The sequence below is a fragment of the Nocardioides sp. genome (genome assembly GCF_035503875.1).
Classification (GTDB): domain Bacteria; phylum Actinomycetota; class Actinomycetes; order Propionibacteriales; family Nocardioidaceae; genus Nocardioides.
Genome location: NZ_DATJTA010000003.1, coordinates 27434 through 42567 on the forward strand (window position 1 = coordinate 27434; position 15134 = coordinate 42567).

The window sequence follows — 15134 nt, forward strand, 5'->3', positions numbered from 1 at the left end:
TCAAGTGGTTCCCGTCAGGCGGTCGCGGCGAACGCCTCCGCGACCACGTCGAACGCCTCGTCGAGCAGGGCGTCGGAGATGGACAGGGGCGGCAGGAAGCGGAAGACGTTGCCCCACGTGCCGCAGGTCAGGGTGACGACCCCGTGGGCGTGGCAGTACGCCGAGACCGCCGCCGCCCGTGCCGCGTCGGGCTCGGTGGTGCCCGGGGCGCACAGCTCGATCGCCATCATCGCGCCCCGCCCGCGCACGTCGCCGATCACGGGGTACGACGCCCGCAGCGTCTCCAGGCGCGACCGCATCCGCTCGCCGATCGCCCGAGCGCGACCCACGAGGTCGTGCTCGCGCATCTCCTCGATGGCGCCCAGGCCGGCGGCGCAGGCGACGGGGTTGCCGCCGTACGTCCCGCCGAGCCCGCCCACATGGACCGCGTCCATCAGGTCGGCGCGGCCGGTGACCGCTGCCAGCGGCAGCCCGCCGGCGATGCCCTTGGCGGTGGTGACCAGGTCGGGGACGACGCCCTCGTCGTCGGAGGCGAACCAGTCGCCGGTGCGGCAGAAGCCCGACTGGATCTCGTCGGCGACGAAGACCACGTCGTGGGCGGCGCACCACGCGGCGATGGCCGGCAGGAACCCGGGTGCGGGCACCACGAACCCGCCCTCGCCCTGGATGGGCTCGATGACCACGCAGGCCAGGTTGGTCGCGCCGACCTGCTTCTCGATCACGTCGATCGCGCGGGCCGCGGCCTCGGCGCCGGACAGCCCGTCGCGGAAGGGGTACGACATCGGAGCTCGGTAGACCTCGCCGGCGAACGGCCCGAAGCCGTGCTTGTAGGGCATGTTCTTCGCGGTCATGGCCATCGTGAGGTTGGTGCGGCCGTGGTACGCATGGTCGAAGACGACGACCGCGTCCCGGCCGGTCGCGGCGCGCGCGATCTTCACGGCGTTCTCGACGGCCTCGGCGCCGGAGTTGAACAGCGCGCTCTTCTTCGCATGGCTTCCCGGCGTGAGCTCGGCGAGCTGCTCGCACACGTCGACGTAGCCGTCGTACGGCGTGATCATGAAGCAGGTGTGCGTGAACGCCGCCACCTGCTCGCTCACGCGACGGACGACCGACGGCGCGCTGTTGCCGACGGTGGTGACCGCGATGCCGGAGCCGAGGTCGATCAGCGCGTTGCCGTCGACGTCGAGCAGGATCCCACCGCCCGCGGCGACCACGAAGACCGGCAGCGTCGTGCCGACGCCGTCGGCGACCACCGCCTTCTTGCGGTCGAGGCGCTCCAGGGAGGCGGGGCCGGGGATCGCGGTGACGAGCCGGCGCTCCTGCGGGAGCGCGGGCCCACCGGTGGCGGGGATGGTGGTCATGAGATGACTGTAGAGCCGACCTGGGACGATGGTCGCGTGGCAATTCGTGACTCCCGGCGGGACGTCGTCGTCCTCGGCTCGACCGGCTCCATCGGCACCCAGGCACTCGAGCTGATCCGGCGGAACCCCGACCGGTTCCGGGTCGTCGGACTGACCGCCGGCGGGTCCAACCGCGAGCTGTTCCGGCAGCAGGTCGACGAGTTCGCGCCGGCGTACTCCGGGCTGGGGGAGGACGCCTCGGTCGAGGCCGCGGGCCGGCCGTGCGACGTCGTCCTCAACGGCATCACCGGGGCCGTGGGGCTGCGGCCGACGCTGGCCGCGCTCGACGCCGGCCGCACGCTCGCGCTGGCCAACAAGGAGTCGCTGATCATGGGCGGCCCGCTGGTCCTGGAGCGCGCCGGACCGGACCAGATCGTGCCGGTCGACTCCGAGCACTCCGCGCTCGCCCAGTGCTTGAGGGGCGGGACGCCCCAGGAGGTACGACGCCTCGTGCTCACTGCCAGCGGCGGCCCGTTCCGGGGTCGCACCCGCGAGCAGCTGGCCGGCGTGACGCCGCAGGAGGCGATGAACCACCCGACCTGGGACATGGGGCCGGTCATCACCATCAACTCCGCGACCCTGGTCAACAAGGGCCTGGAGGTGATCGAGGCGCACCTGCTCTTCGGCATCCCCTTCGACCGCATCGAGGTCGTGGTGCACCCGACGAGCGTCGTGCACTCGATGGTCGAGTTCGTCGACGGCTCGACACTGGTCCAGGCCAGTCCGCCGACCATGCTGATCCCCATCGCGCTCGGCCTGTCCTGGCCCGACCGGGTGCCCGACGCCGCGCCGCCGGTCGACTGGACCCGCCCCGAGACCTGGGAGTTCTTCCCCCTGGACGACGAGGCGTTCCCGGCCGTGGCGCTGGCCCGGGCCGCGGGGGAGACGGGCAGCACCGCGCCCGCCGTCTACAACGCGGCCAACGAGGTCTGTGTCGACGCCTTCCGCCGGGGCGAGCTCACGTTCATCGACATCGTGCCCACGATTCAGGCTGTTCTCAGCCGACACGACGTACCCTCGGACGTGGCCGTCGAGGACATCCTGGCCGCCGATGCCTGGGCCCGCGCCGAGGCGACACGACTGATCGAAGGGCCCGCATGACCGCGCTGTTCTACCTCCTCGGAGTGGTGATCTTCGCGCTCGCCATCCTGGTCTCGATCGGCCTGCACGAGCTCGGCCACCTGATCCCGGCCAAGAGGTTCGGCGGCAAGGTCACCCAGTACTTCGTCGGCTTCGGCCCCACGGTGTGGAGCAAGCAGGTCGGCGAGACCGAGTACGGCGTCAAGGCGATCCCGCTCGGCGGCTACGTCAAGATCGTCGGGATGCTGCCCCCGGGGGCGACCGCGCTCGCCGACGAGGTGACGTACGACGCCGACGGCAACCAGGTCACCAAGGTCCGCAAGTCGAACACGGGCATGTTCACCCAGCTGATCTCCGACGCTCGCGCCGCGGAGTGGGAGCTGGTCGGTCCCGACGACAACGACCGGCTCTTCTACAAGCTCCCGTGGTGGAAGAAGGTGATCGTGATGGCCGGCGGGCCCACGGTCAACCTGCTCATCGCGTTCTTCCTCTTCCTGCTGGTCTTCTCCACCTACGGCGTGAAGACCGAGGAGGTCGCCCCGGGTCCGCCCGTGATCGAGGCGGTCTCGAAGTGCGTGATCCCGTACGCCGAGAGAGATCGCAAGTGTCGCGAGAGCGACGAGATCAGCCCCGCCCTCGACGCCGGCCTGCTGCCCGGGGACACCGTCACCTCCTTCAACGGCATCCCCATCACCGGCTGGGAGCAGCTGCGGAAGCTGATCCGCGACAACGACGGCGGCACCGCCACCATCGGCTACGAGCGCGACGGACAGAGCCTGACCGGCACCACCAGCACCACGGTCGAGGCCCGGCCGGAGTCCGAGACCAGCGAGACGCTGCGCGAGGTCGGCTTCCTGGGCGTCGTCCCGACCATGCACACCACGACCGAGACCGGCGGGGTGCTGTTCACCCTCGACCAGATGGGCACCATGACCGTCCACACGGTCGAGGCGCTCGCGACGCTCCCGGTGAAGGTCTGGGACGTCGGCCAGGCGATCCTCGGCATGGAGGAGCGGGCGGCCGACAGCCCGGTCAGCATCGTGGGCGGCGGCCGGCTGGCCGGGGAGACGGTCTCCCACGACACGTTCCCCGTGCTCGACAAGGCCGTGCTCCTGGTCATGCTGATCGCGGGCTTCAACTTCTTCATCGGGATGTTCAACTTCGTCCCGCTGCTGCCGCTCGACGGTGGCCACATCGCCAGCGCGCTGTGGGAGGGGATCCGCCGGGGGATCGCGCGGCTCCGTCGGCGGCCCGATCCCGGGTACGTCGACGCGGCCAAGCTGCTCCCGGTCGCCTACGTCGTCGCCTCGGCGATGCTGGTGATGGGCGTGGTGCTGATCATCGGCGACCTCGTCGTACCCCTGCACCTGGAGGGGTAGCCGCGGAGGCCGGGACGCTCGCTGTGCTCGGATAGTCTGGCTCCCGGTCCGGTGCCTGCCGGGAGAGCGAGATCGTCCGGCTGTGGCGACTGAGGAGAGTCTTGACCCACCCCGCCCCCCATCCCCGCGTCCTCGCCGTCGGCGCCTACGAGCGCGACAACTTCGGCGACCTGCTCTTCCTGCTCGTCACCGAGCGCTACCTGGAGGGCAGCGAGGTCGTCTCCGCCTCGCCGTTCAGCGCCGATATGACGGCGCTGCTCGACCGGCAGGTGGTGGCCCTCGGCGACGAGCTGCAGGAGCGCGAGTACGACGCGATCTGGTCCGTCGGCGGCCAGGTCGGCGGGATCAGCATCGAGACCGCCTACCGCCTCTCGACCCCGCGCGAGGAGTACGCCGCCTACCGGCGCGCCACCCCCGACGTCCAGGAGCGGTTGATCGCCGAGGCGCTGAACGGTGCGCCGATCGTCTCGCCGTACATCCCGACGCCGGCCGCCTTCGAGCGCAACGCCGGAGCGGTCACGGTCCTCAACTCCGTCGGCGTGGCCGGGATCGCCGGACGCCCGGTCCGCATCCACCACGAGCTGGTCTCGGTGCTCAAGACGACCGACATCGTCTCGGTGCGCGACAAGGAGTCCAGTGACTTCCTGACCGGCCTCGGCGTCGAGCACACCCTGGCTCCCGACGTGGTCCACGCCATCGGGGTCCTGGAGCCGTTCGAGCCCGCCCCCGACAACGACGTGGTCGTGCTCCAGGTGTCGAGCGGCATCGCCGCGCAGCTGGGCCACGAGGCCATCGCCGAGCAGCTCGTCGGCAGCCGCCACCTCGGCGGCTCGACGGTCCGCTTCGTGCAGGCCGGCCTGGCCGCGGGCCACGACTCGATGGCCGACGCCGAGCGGATCGCCGAGCGGATCCGGCAGCTCTCGCCGAGCACCGGGATCGAGTTCGCGACCGGGCGTCGTCCGATGGAGGTCGTCGAGGCGATCCGCGACTCCCGCCTGGTGATCGGCACCTCGCTCCACGTGCGGATCATCGCGGCGTCGTACGCCCGGCCACGGGTGACCTTCGTCCGCAAGAAGCCGACCCGCTACGCCCGCCACTGGGACCCGCACATGCCGTACAACGTCGCCGTGGCCGACCTCGAGGAGGCGATGGGCGCGGCGCTCGAGGCCGGTCAGCGGCCCGAGGTCGTGGAGGCGTCGCGCGAGCTGTCGCGGCTCGCCGACCAGAACGTCCGCTCGATCGCCGAGCGGGTGCGCGAGCTGTCGGCCCAGCGCGCGGGCAGCGTCCGCGAGCAGCGTGCCGAGGCGCGCCGGGCCGCGCTCGCCGACGCCGCCGGGCGCGCCGACCTCGACGTCGACGGCATCCGCCGGGAGCTGGGCAAGACCCGGGCGGAGCTGCGCGCGACCCAGACCGAGCTGGCTCGCACCAAGGAGCAGCTGGCGCAGGCCCGCTCCGACGCGCAGGCCCGCGGTCGCGGGCTGGGCGAGCGGCTGCTGCGGCGCTCGGGCCTCGCCGGCCGCTGATGTCGGGCGCCGCCGGTCCGGCCAGTAGATTGGCGGCATGACCGAGATCAACCTGGGCATGCCCGCGGCCCCGCCGCCCGTGCTCGCCCCGCGCCGCCAGACCCGCCAGATCCAGGTCGGCAAGGTCGGGGTCGGCAGCGACCACCCGGTCTCGGTGCAGTCGATGACGACGACGCTCACGAGCGACGTCAACAGCACCCTCCAGCAGATCGCCGAGCTGACGGCGTCCGGCTGCGACATCGTGCGGGTCGCGTGCCCGAGCCAGGACGACGCCGACGCGCTCCCGGCGATCGCGCAGAAGTCGCAGATCCCGGTCATCGCCGACATCCACTTCCAGCCCAAGTACGTCTACGCCGCCATCGAGGCCGGCTGCGCGGCGGTCCGGGTCAACCCCGGCAACATCCGCAAGTTCGACGACCAGGTCAAGGAGATCGCCCGGGCCGCCCAGGACCACGGCACCTCCATCCGGATCGGCGTCAACGCCGGCTCGCTGGACCCGCGGCTGCTGCAGAAGTACGGCAAGGCCACGCCCGAGGCGCTCGTGGAGTCGGCGAAGTGGGAGGCGAGCCTCTTCGAGGAGCACGGCTTCCGCGACTTCAAGATCTCGGTCAAGCACAACGACCCCGTCGTGATGGTCCGGGCCTACGAGCTGCTCGCGGCCGAGGGCGACTGGCCGCTGCATCTCGGCGTGACCGAGGCGGGTCCGGCGTTCCAGGGCACGATCAAGTCCGCGACGGCGTTCGGCGCCCTGCTCAGCCAGGGCATCGGCGACACGATCCGGGTCTCGCTCTCCGCACCGCCCGTGGAGGAGGTGAAGGTCGGGATCCAGATCCTGCAGTCGCTCAACCTGCGCCCGCGCAAGCTGGAGATCGTCTCCTGCCCCTCGTGCGGCCGCGCCCAGGTCGACGTCTACACCCTCGCCGAGCAGGTCACCGCCGGCCTCGAGGGCATGGAGGTCCCGCTGCGGGTCGCCGTCATGGGCTGTGTCGTCAACGGGCCGGGGGAGGCCCGCGAGGCCGACCTCGGCGTCGCCTCCGGCAACGGCAAGGGCCAGATCTTCGTCAAGGGCGAGGTCATCAAGACCGTCCCCGAGTCGCAGATCGTCGAGACCCTGATCGAGGAGGCGATGCGCATCGCCGAGGGCATGGAGGCCGTCGACGGTGCCACCGCCGAGGTCTTCGTCGGCTGATCCGTGCCGCTCGGCGTCCGGAGACGTAGGCTTCGCCCGTGTTGACGACGCGCCACGGAGTGCGCCCCCTCGCGGCCCCCGATCTCGACGCGTTCCTCCAGCTCACGGCGCAGGACCCGGTCGTCAACGTCTTCGCCGACTACCGCGCCCGCACCACCAACCTCGAGCCGCGCTGGCTCGGCGGGGAGATGTGGGGCCGGTTCGTGGACGGCGACCTCGTCGCCGCCTGCCACGTCGGCGCCAACCTGGTGCCGGTGCAGGCGAGCGCCGACGACGCCCGGACGTTCGCGGAGCGCGCGCTGACCCGCGGACGTACCGTCTCGACGATCGTCGGGCCGCACGACGCGGTCCGGGTGCTCTGGGACGGGCTGGCCGGCTCGTGGGGCCGCCCGCGCGAGACCCGGTGGGAGCAGCCGCACCTCGAGCTGAGCGGCGCGCCGCTGGTCGAGCCCGACCCCGGCGTACGACGCACCACGCGCGAGGACCTCGAGGAGCTCTACCCGGCCTGCGTCGCGATGTACACCGAGGAGGTCGGCGTCTCCCCGGAGTACGGCGGGGGAGCCGATCTCTACCGCGCCCGGGTCACCCAGCTGATGAACCGCGGCTGGTCGTTCGCCCGCTTCGACGACGGCCGGCTGGTCTTCAAGGCCGAGGTCGCGTGCGCGTCGCCGTACGCCGCCCAGGTCCAGGGGGTCTGGGTGCCGCCGGACCGGCGCGGCGAGGGGCTGGCGATCAGCGGGATGGCCGCGGTCGCCGACCTGGTCCGCCGCGAGATCGCTCCGGTGGTCTCGCTGTACGTCAACGAGTGGAACACCCCCGCCCGGCGCGCGTACGCGAGCGTGGGCTTCCGGGAGACGGCCCGCTTCTCGACCGTCATGTTCTGAGAGGGTGGCGCGATGAGCCTCCCCACCAGCGCCAAGGTGCTCGCCACCGGCTTCGCCGTCAGCGGCACCATCCACCTCGTCAAGCCCGAGGTGTACGAGCCGATCATGCCGTCGTGGGTCCCGGCCCACCGCGAGGTGATCCTGGCCAGCGGGGTCGCCGAGCTCCTCTGCGCCGCCGGTCTCGCCGTGCCCCGGACCCGCCGGCTGGCCGGCTGGGCCAGCGCGCTGCTGCTGGTCGGTGTCTTCCCGGGGAACCTGCAGATGGCCCAGGACGCGTCGAAGACCCGCAACACGAAGTTCAAGGCTGCCGCCTACGCCCGGCTGCCGCTCCAGCTGCCGATGATCCGGGCGGCGCTGCGGGCGACCCGTGAAGGGTGAACTGGTTCGCTGACGGGGGAGTCCGGGAAGTAGCCTTGCGCCCCATGAGCACCTCCCGGATCCTGCGCATGTCGAGCCTCTTCGTCCGCACGCTGCGCGACGACCCGGCCGACGCCGAGGTGCCCAGCCACAAGCTGCTCGTCCGCGCCGGCTACATCCGCCGCGCGGCCCCCGGCATCTACACCTGGCTGCCCCTCGGGCTGAAGGTGCTGCGCAAGATCGAGGGCATCGTCCGCGACGAGATGGACGGCATCGGCGCCCAGGAGCTCAGCTTCCCCGCGCTGCTGCCCCGCGAGCCCTACGAGGCCAGCAACCGGTGGAACGAGTACGGCGACAACCTCTTCCGGCTGCAGGACCGCAAGGGCGGGGACTACCTGCTCGGTCCCACCCACGAGGAGATGTTCACCCTCGTGGTCAAGGACCTCTACAGCAGCTACAAGGACCTGCCGCTGTCGATCTACCAGATCCAGACCAAGTACCGCGACGAGGCGCGCCCCCGCGCCGGCGTCCTGCGCGGGCGCGAGTTCACGATGAAGGACTCCTACTCCTTCGACGTCGACGACGCGGGCCTCGACGAGAGCTACCAGAAGCACCGCGACGCCTACGTCCGGATCTTCGACCGGCTCGGCTTCGACTACGCCATCGTCAAGGCGACCTCGGGGGCGATGGGCGGCTCGAAGTCCGAGGAGTTCCTCGCCAAGGCCGAGGTCGGCGAGGACACCTACGTGCGCTGCACGACCTGCGACTACGCCGCCAACGTCGAGGCCGTCCAGGTCCGCCCGCCCAGCCCGGTGCCCTACGACGACGCGCCCGAGGCGCACGCCGAGCAGACCCCCGACACCCCCACCATCCAGACCCTGGTCGACCACCTCAACGCAGCCTTCCCCCGGGACGACCGCCCGTGGACCGCGGGCGACACGCTGAAGAACGTCCTGGTGATGCTCAAGCACGTCGACGGCACCCGCGAGCCGGTCGCCATCGGCGTGCCCGGCGACCGCGAGGTCGACCAGAAGCGCCTGGAGGGCCAGCTCGAGCCCACCGAGGTCGAGCCCTTCGACGAGGCCGAGTTCGTCAAGCACCCGAGCCTGGTCAAGGGCTACATCGGCCCCGGCGTCCTGGGGGAGAAGAACGCCTCCGGCATCCGCTACCTCGTCGACCCCCGTGTCGTCGAGGGCACCCGCTGGGTCACCGGCGCCGACGTCTCCGGCAGCCACGTCCTCGACCTGGTCGCCGGCCGCGACTTCACCCCCGACGGCACCATCGAGGCCGCCGAGGTGCGCGACGGCGACGAGTGCCCCAACTGCGACGCGGGAGTCCTCGAGACCGCCCGCGGCATCGAGATGGGCCACATCTTCCAGCTCGGACGCAAGTACGCCGACGCCCTCGACCTCCAGGTGCTCGACGAGAACGGCAAGCTCGTCACGGTCACCATGGGCTCCTACGGCATCGGCTGCACCCGCGCGGTCGCGGCGATCGCCGAGGGCACCCTCGACGAGGTCGGCTTGTGCTGGCCGCGCAACGTGGCTCCTGCCGACGTCCACCTGGTCGCCGCCGGCAAGGACGAGGCGATCTTCGCCGCCGCTGACCGGATCGCCCACGAGCTCGCGGAGCAGGGCGTCGAGGTCCTGTACGACGACCGCGCCGGCCGGATCAGCCCCGGGGTGAAGTTCAAGGACGCCGAGCTGATCGGGATCCCGACCATCGTGGTCGTCGGCAAGAGCCTCGCCGAGTCGGGCACCGTCGAGGTGCGCGAGCGACGCACGGGCGAGCGCGAGGACGTCGTCGCCGACCACGTCGTCGACCACCTCGTCCGCCTGGTCCGGGCCTGAGTCACACCCGCCGGTACAGCGGCGTGCGGCCGTCCCTGCCGGCGGGCGCGACCAGCTCCATCAGCCGCAGGCAGTAGACGACCCGCTGGGTCAGCACCCTCGGTGCGCCCAGCAGCGCCGCCAGGTCGCGGGTGCTGAACGGGACCTCGGGCACGTCGACGCCCAGCAGTGCGAGCGCGTCGGCCGGGCGGCGTACCTCGTGCCTGGCGAGGACGGCGTCGAGGTGGCGGGTACCCGGGTCCTTGGTCCGGCGCCGGTTGCCGGTGCTCCGGACCGGGGCAGGACCGCGCACGTGGTCCTCGCGGCACAGCAGCACCTCGACCACCAGGTGGGGGTGCCCGACCAGGGACGGGAAGGCGACCAGGCGGTCGAAGACCTCCAGCACCGACGCGGACTTCGGCGAGCGGCGCTCGGACAGGACGACGCCGTCCGCGTCGACCCGGACGATCCGCCGCTCGGCCGGCACCGGGTGCACGATCCGCATCCGGTGGCCGTCGAGCAGCGCGTCCAGCTTGGGACCGAGCGGCCCGAACCCGCCGGTCTGGATCTCCACCAGCTCCCCGTCGGCCCGCACCAGGTCGATGACGAACCGGTCGACGGGCACCTCGACGCGGTCGCCCGGCCGCGCCAGCCACTGCTTCACCGCGGCGTGCAGCGGGCCTTCCGCGAGGGTCCCGATGCCGGTCACGATCAGAACCTTAGGGTTTGAGCATGGCTGGCATCGACGCGGTGATCTTCGACTGGGGCGGCACCCTGACCCGCTGGCACGACGTGGACTTCCACGCGGAGTCGCTCGCCCTGGCCCAGGCGGTCATCGACGTCGACCACCCCGTCGAGGTCTCCCAGGCGCGGCTGCACGAGGCCAACCGGGCGATCTGGGGACGCAGCCGGGACCACCAGCAGAGCGCCACGATCGCCGACCTGTTCACCGAGGCCGGGCTCGCCCACGACCCGGAGCTGCTCGCGGCGTACTACGAGTTCTGGGAGCCGCACACCGAGACCGACCCCGACGTCGCCCCGCTCTTCGAGGCGCTGCGCGCGGAGGGGATCAAGGTCGGCGTGCTGTCGAACACCATCTGGCCGCGTGCGTGGCACGAGGGCTTCTTCGACCGCGACGGCGTGCTGCACCTGCTCGACGGCGACGTCTACACCAGCGAGATCGCCTGGACGAAGCCGTCGCCCGACGCCTTCCGGGCCGCGATGGCGGCGGTCGACGTGGCCGATCCGAGCCGCTGCGTGTACGTCGGCGACCGGCTCTTCGACGACGTCTGGGGTGCCCAGAACGCCGGCCTGCGCGCGATCCACGTGCCGCACAGCACGATCCCGCCCGACCAGTTCGGCCACACCGAGGGGGAGCCGGACGCCGTCGCGCACCGGCTCGCCGACGTCCTCGACGTCGTCCGTCGCTGGTCCTGACGCGACTGCAGGTTTCTGCATTGCAGGTTTGTGAGGATGGCGGCACGTCGCGCTCTGGCAGCGTGTGTTGCAGACTTGTGCAAGCAGGAAGCCGCCGGTCCCCACCATGTAGTGCGGCTCCTCGCAACGGCCTCCGTGTCCAGGCCATCAGCGGCTCGTGTGCTTGTCGGTTCCGGGGAACATCTCGGGAGTTCCCCGCGATCGACAAGCACCGGGCCGCTGCTCATGTCCGGCCGACCCGGCTCAGATGCCGGGGAGCTCCTCGGGCTCGGCGCCGAAGGCCAGCCCGCGCACCGCGGCGTCGGTCAGCGACTCGACGGCCCAGCGGCGCAGCGCCCCGGTCGTGCTGGCCACCCAGAACCCGTACGTCGCCGCGCATCCTGCCTCCAGCTCGCGGGCGCGCGCGGTGACGGCCGCGGTGCTGCCGAGGTCCGCAGACAGCTCGTAGGCCGGCGCCGCGGGCACGGGCGTGGCGTCCAGGCCCTCCAGTTGGGCGACGACCCGGTCGCGGCGGTCCCGGTGGACAGCGTGCGCGTCCTGGAGGGCCGCGTAGAGGCCCGGCTGTGCCGAGGCGGAGGTCTGGCCGCCCAGGGCGCCGTACACGTGGACCGCCGCGTGCTCGGCGGCCAGCACGGTCTGCAGCGCGTCGACCTCGCTCATCGGGCACCCACCTCCCCGGGCAGCGCGGCGAGGTGCTGGGCCACCGCGGCGGACATCGCGGCGAGCAGGCGGGCCAGCTCGCCGCTCTGGGCGGCAACCGCCGCCGTGGCGAGGCGGCCCTGCAGCCGCCGCTCCTGACGGACGGCCTCGGCGGCGGCGACCGGCTCCGAGGCGGGGACGGACGGCGAGGCCGCCGTCACGGCCTCGTCCGCACCGAGCGCGAGGAGGTGCTGCCGGTGCAGCCGGGCCAGGGGACGGAACGCCGCCCGCTCGGGGCGGGGGACCGCACGGACCGTCGCCAGGAGACCGGTCAGGTCCACCACGACCCCGGCCACCAGGGTCGTGTCCGCGTCCTCCGGGGGCGCCGAGGAGTCCGGGTCGGTCGGGCTGGTGGGATCCGAGCGCGGGTCGAGGTCGTCGAGGTCGCAGCCGGCGACGGCGGCCAGGCCGAGCAGCGCGACGCCGACCGTCGTACGACGGGTGACGGAGGGCTGACGGCGTGGCACGGCGTGACCCTATCCGCCGGGATGATCCCGGGTCGCACAGCGGTTAGGGTGTGCCGACAAGGACGAGTTGCAGACAACAGAACAGGGAGGTCGCTCACCCGTGAGCAGTGCCAGCCAGGATGCCCTCAGGGATCGGATCGAGGCAGAGCTCGCCGGCCCCCTGCGTGCTCTCGAGCTCGACGTCGAGGCGGTCGAGATCACTCCGGCCGGGAAGCGTCGGGTGCTGCGTGTCGCCGTCGACAAGGACGGCGGGGTGACGCTCGACGACGTCGCCGAGGCGACCCGCGAGGTCGACCGCACCCTCGAGGCCTCCGACGTGATGGGGGAGCACCCCTACACCCTCGAGGTGACCTCCCGTGGCGTCGACCGTCCCCTGTCCCTCCCTCGCCACTGGCGCCGCAACGTCGAGCGCTTGGTGCGCGTCGTGCTGACCGACGGCTCCGTGGTCGTCGGCCGGATCCGGGAGTGGGACGAGGACGACGCGGGAGCCGCGACCCTCGACGTCGACGGCGAGCGGCGCGAGCTGCCGTACTCCGAGATCGCCAAGGCGCTCGTCCAGATCGAGTTCAACCGTCCCTCAGAGGAGAGCTAGATGGATATCGACCTGAGCATCCTGCGCATGCTCGAGCGCGAGAAGGAGATCTCCTTCGACGTGCTCGTCGAGGCCATCGAGCAGGCCCTCCTGACGGCGTACCACAAGACCCCGGGCGCGCAGGACGCCGCGCGCGTCCTCCTCGACCGCAAGACCGGGCATGTCAGCGTGCTGGTCCGCGACGCCGACGCCGACGGCAATCCCGAGGGCGAGGAGTACGACGACACCCCGCAGGGCTTCGGCCGGATCGCGGCGACGACGGCGAAGCAGATCATGCTGCAGCGGCTGCGCGACGCCGAGGACGACATCCGCTTCGGGGAGTTCGCCGGCAAGGAGGGCGACATCATCTCGGGCGTGATCCAGCAGGGTCGCAACCCCGACGACGTGATGGTCGACCTCGGCAAGCTGGAGGCGCTGCTGCCGGTCAGCGAGCGGGTGCCGGGCGAGGACTACTCCCACGGCACCCGGATCAAGTGCCTGGTCGTCTCGGTGCGCAAGGGGATGCGCGGCCCGCAGATCACGCTCTCCCGCTCGCACCCGAGCCTGGTGAAGAAGCTGTTCGCCCTGGAGGTCCCCGAGATCGCCGACGGCACCGTCGAGATCGCCGCCATCGCCCGCGAGGCAGGGCACCGCACCAAGATCGCGGTGAAGTCGACCACCTCCGGCGTGAACGCCAAGGGGGCCTGCATCGGCCCGATGGGCCAGCGGGTCCGCAACGTGATGGCCGAGCTGCACGGCGAGAAGATCGACATCGTCGACTGGTCCGAGGACCCCGCCGAGCTGGTCGCCCACGCGCTCTCGCCGGCCCGGGTCACCTCCGTCGAGGTGATCGACCTCGCGGCCCGCTCGGCGCGCGTCGTCGTCCCCGACTTCCAGCTGTCGCTGGCCATCGGCAAGGAGGGCCAGAACGCCCGCCTCGCCGCGCGGCTGACCGGCTGGCGCATCGACATCCGCTCCGACGACGAGCCGGCCGGCGACGCCTGAGGAACGGAGCCGGCGCTAGCCGTGACCTGAGATCTCGGAGACCTCCAGGCGCGGCACCAGGTGCTCGTCGCCGCCCACCGACCAGCCGGGGAAGTCGAAGACGGCCAGCATCAGCTGGAGGGGGTACGCCGGCGGCCGCGGGCAGCGGCGTACCTCGTGCTCGTCGACGGTGAAGACGACCTCGTCGCGGTCCCAGACGGCCGCGTACGTATGCCAGCCCGACACGTCGAGCGGCAGTCGCGGGGCGGCGAAGTCCTCGGCGAGGTCGGGGTCGCGGAAGGCGTGCAGCCCGTGGCCGACCTCGGCGCTGGTGCCGGCGCCCTCGGTGCGGAGGGAGCGTCCGAAGACCTCGAACACGCAGATCTCGCCGCAGCGCTCGGGCCGGTCCTCGAGGCCGACCAGCCACAAGGAGGCCATCGAGCGCGCCGAGAGGCTCATCCGGCACCGGAGGGAGACGGCGGCCGGTGCGCTCAGCAGCCGCCCCTCGAACCGGGGCTGCTCCTCGCGCACGACCTGACCGGCCCGGAACGGCTGCTGCCCGAGGGTGCTGCCGGCCGGTCCGGAGAAGCTGCCGGACTGGAGTGCCGACACGCGCAGCGGCGGCTCGTGGTCGCCGGCGCACCACACGGGATGGTCGACGGGGACGTCGAGGACGAGCCCGTCCGGGCCGAGGCGGTACGACGCGGCCGAGGCCGCGCGTGAGCTCCACGCGGGCAGGTAGTGCGGCAGCCAGGTGTCCCGGTCGAGACCGGGACCGAGGAATCGGTCCGAGAAGGTCACCTCGAAAGCCTAAGGTCGCGCGATCCCGCGGCGCCCGGTTCGGATTCGAGCAGGGGTTGCGGGTAGAGTTGGAGAGCAGTGGCCCGCCTACAGACATCTTCGGCATGCCCGGACTCCGTTTCCCCGTTGGGACCGGTCCGGACGTGCGTCGGATGCCGGAAGCGGGCCGCGAAGCGCGAGCTGTTGCGGGTGACCGTGGGCTCGGACGCGGACGGCCATCCGGCGGTCTCGCCCGATCCACGCGGCACCGCACCCGGCCGGGGGGCGCACCTGCACCCCACGACCGAGTGTTACGACCTCGCGGTGCGGAGGAAGGCCTTCGCCCGTGCCCTGCGGTTCACCGCGGGCGGGGCGGGACTCTCCACCGAGCCGCTGGGGGAGTTCCTGCAGAAGGCGGCGACAGCGAGCCACGAACCACCACCACCGACCGACAGAAACTGGAGCAGCAGCTCATGAGCACTCGATGAGTACTTCCCGATGAGTTTGCACAACCACTAACGGTCTCGAGCACCACCCCGAACTTCCGAGCTCGCG

16 protein-coding genes are annotated in these 15134 nt (G+C 72.0%); 11 read left to right on the forward strand and 5 right to left on the reverse strand.

What is annotated here, in order from left to right:
* Positions 1–14: 14 nt before the first annotated feature.
* The gene (gabT, locus tag VMF51_RS00255; protein ID WP_325472376.1) at positions 15–1361 is read right to left on the reverse strand and encodes a 4-aminobutyrate--2-oxoglutarate transaminase; all 1347 of its coding nucleotides are present in this window, start codon (positions 1359–1361) and stop codon (positions 15–17) included.
* A 36-nt stretch (positions 1362–1397) separates the two neighbouring features.
* On the opposite strand from gabT, the gene VMF51_RS00260 reads away from it, so the two are divergent.
* From VMF51_RS00260 to VMF51_RS00290, 7 genes are all read left to right on the forward strand, one after another.
* A complete protein-coding gene (locus VMF51_RS00260) occupies positions 1398–2501 on the forward strand; it encodes a 1-deoxy-D-xylulose-5-phosphate reductoisomerase (protein WP_325472377.1) in 1104 nt (367 codons plus the stop codon).
* Positions 2498–3859, forward strand: coding sequence for a site-2 protease family protein (locus VMF51_RS00265; RefSeq protein WP_325472378.1), 1362 nt, complete (start codon positions 2498–2500; stop codon positions 3857–3859). Before VMF51_RS00260 ends, VMF51_RS00265 begins: the two co-directional genes overlap by 4 nt.
* A 101-nt stretch (positions 3860–3960) precedes the next feature.
* Complete coding sequence (locus tag VMF51_RS00270) at positions 3961–5382, forward strand: polysaccharide pyruvyl transferase family protein (RefSeq protein ID WP_325472379.1); 1422 nt, start codon at positions 3961–3963, stop codon at positions 5380–5382.
* Positions 5383–5419: 37 nt separating this feature from the next.
* Positions 5420–6571 carry a flavodoxin-dependent (E)-4-hydroxy-3-methylbut-2-enyl-diphosphate synthase gene (ispG, locus tag VMF51_RS00275; protein ID WP_325472380.1) on the forward strand — a complete coding sequence of 384 codons (1152 nt, stop codon included), beginning with the start codon at positions 5420–5422 and terminating at the stop codon, positions 6569–6571.
* A 38-nt stretch (positions 6572–6609) separates the two neighbouring features.
* Positions 6610–7455, forward strand: coding sequence for a GNAT family N-acetyltransferase (locus VMF51_RS00280; protein WP_325472381.1), 846 nt, complete (start codon positions 6610–6612; stop codon positions 7453–7455).
* 12 nt (positions 7456–7467) lie between these two features.
* The gene (locus tag VMF51_RS00285) at positions 7468–7833 is read left to right on the forward strand and encodes a DoxX family protein (RefSeq protein ID WP_325472382.1); all 366 of its coding nucleotides are present in this window, start codon (positions 7468–7470) and stop codon (positions 7831–7833) included.
* A gap of 44 nt (positions 7834–7877) precedes the next feature.
* Positions 7878–9662, forward strand: a complete 1785-nt coding sequence (locus VMF51_RS00290; RefSeq protein ID WP_325472383.1) for a proline--tRNA ligase — start codon at positions 7878–7880, stop codon at positions 9660–9662.
* Between the two features lies 1 nt (position 9663).
* Here VMF51_RS00290 and VMF51_RS00295 read toward each other — a convergent pair whose 3' ends face one another.
* Positions 9664–10350 (reverse strand): hypothetical protein, encoded by a 687-nt coding sequence (locus VMF51_RS00295; RefSeq protein WP_325472384.1) that lies wholly within the window; start codon positions 10348–10350, stop codon positions 9664–9666.
* A 23-nt stretch (positions 10351–10373) separates the two neighbouring features.
* Here VMF51_RS00295 and VMF51_RS00300 point away from each other — a divergent pair, with 23 nt between their 5' ends.
* A complete protein-coding gene (locus tag VMF51_RS00300) occupies positions 10374–11078 on the forward strand; it encodes an HAD family hydrolase (protein ID WP_325472385.1) in 705 nt (234 codons plus the stop codon).
* Positions 11079–11321: 243 nt separating this feature from the next.
* On the opposite strand, the gene VMF51_RS00305 is transcribed toward VMF51_RS00300, so the two are convergent.
* Both VMF51_RS00305 and VMF51_RS00310 read right to left on the reverse strand, forming a co-directional pair.
* A complete protein-coding gene (locus VMF51_RS00305) occupies positions 11322–11738 on the reverse strand; it encodes a DUF4439 domain-containing protein (protein WP_325472386.1) in 417 nt (138 codons plus the stop codon).
* Entirely contained in the window at positions 11735–12244 is a 510-nt protein-coding gene (locus VMF51_RS00310) for a hypothetical protein (protein WP_325472387.1), read from the reverse strand. The genes VMF51_RS00305 and VMF51_RS00310 overlap by 4 nt, the downstream gene beginning before the upstream one ends.
* Positions 12245–12344: 100 nt before the next feature.
* Between VMF51_RS00310 and rimP the strand changes: the two genes are divergently transcribed.
* Together rimP and nusA are read left to right on the forward strand one after the other, a co-directional pair.
* Positions 12345–12836 (forward strand): ribosome maturation factor RimP, encoded by a 492-nt coding sequence (gene rimP, locus VMF51_RS00315; protein WP_325472388.1) that lies wholly within the window; start codon positions 12345–12347, stop codon positions 12834–12836.
* A complete protein-coding gene (nusA, locus tag VMF51_RS00320; protein ID WP_325472389.1) occupies positions 12837–13820 on the forward strand; it encodes a transcription termination factor NusA in 984 nt (327 codons plus the stop codon).
* A 15-nt stretch (positions 13821–13835) separates the two neighbouring features.
* Here the strand turns inward: nusA and VMF51_RS00325 are convergent, their stop codons facing one another.
* Positions 13836–14600 carry a glycoside hydrolase family 16 protein gene (locus VMF51_RS00325; RefSeq protein WP_325472390.1) on the reverse strand — a complete coding sequence of 255 codons (765 nt, stop codon included), beginning with the start codon at positions 14598–14600 and terminating at the stop codon, positions 13836–13838.
* A gap of 78 nt (positions 14601–14678) precedes the next feature.
* On the opposite strand from VMF51_RS00325, the gene VMF51_RS00330 reads away from it, so the two are divergent.
* Positions 14679–15056, forward strand: a complete 378-nt coding sequence (locus VMF51_RS00330; protein ID WP_325472391.1) for a YlxR family protein — start codon at positions 14679–14681, stop codon at positions 15054–15056.
* Positions 15057–15134 lie beyond the last annotated feature (78 nt).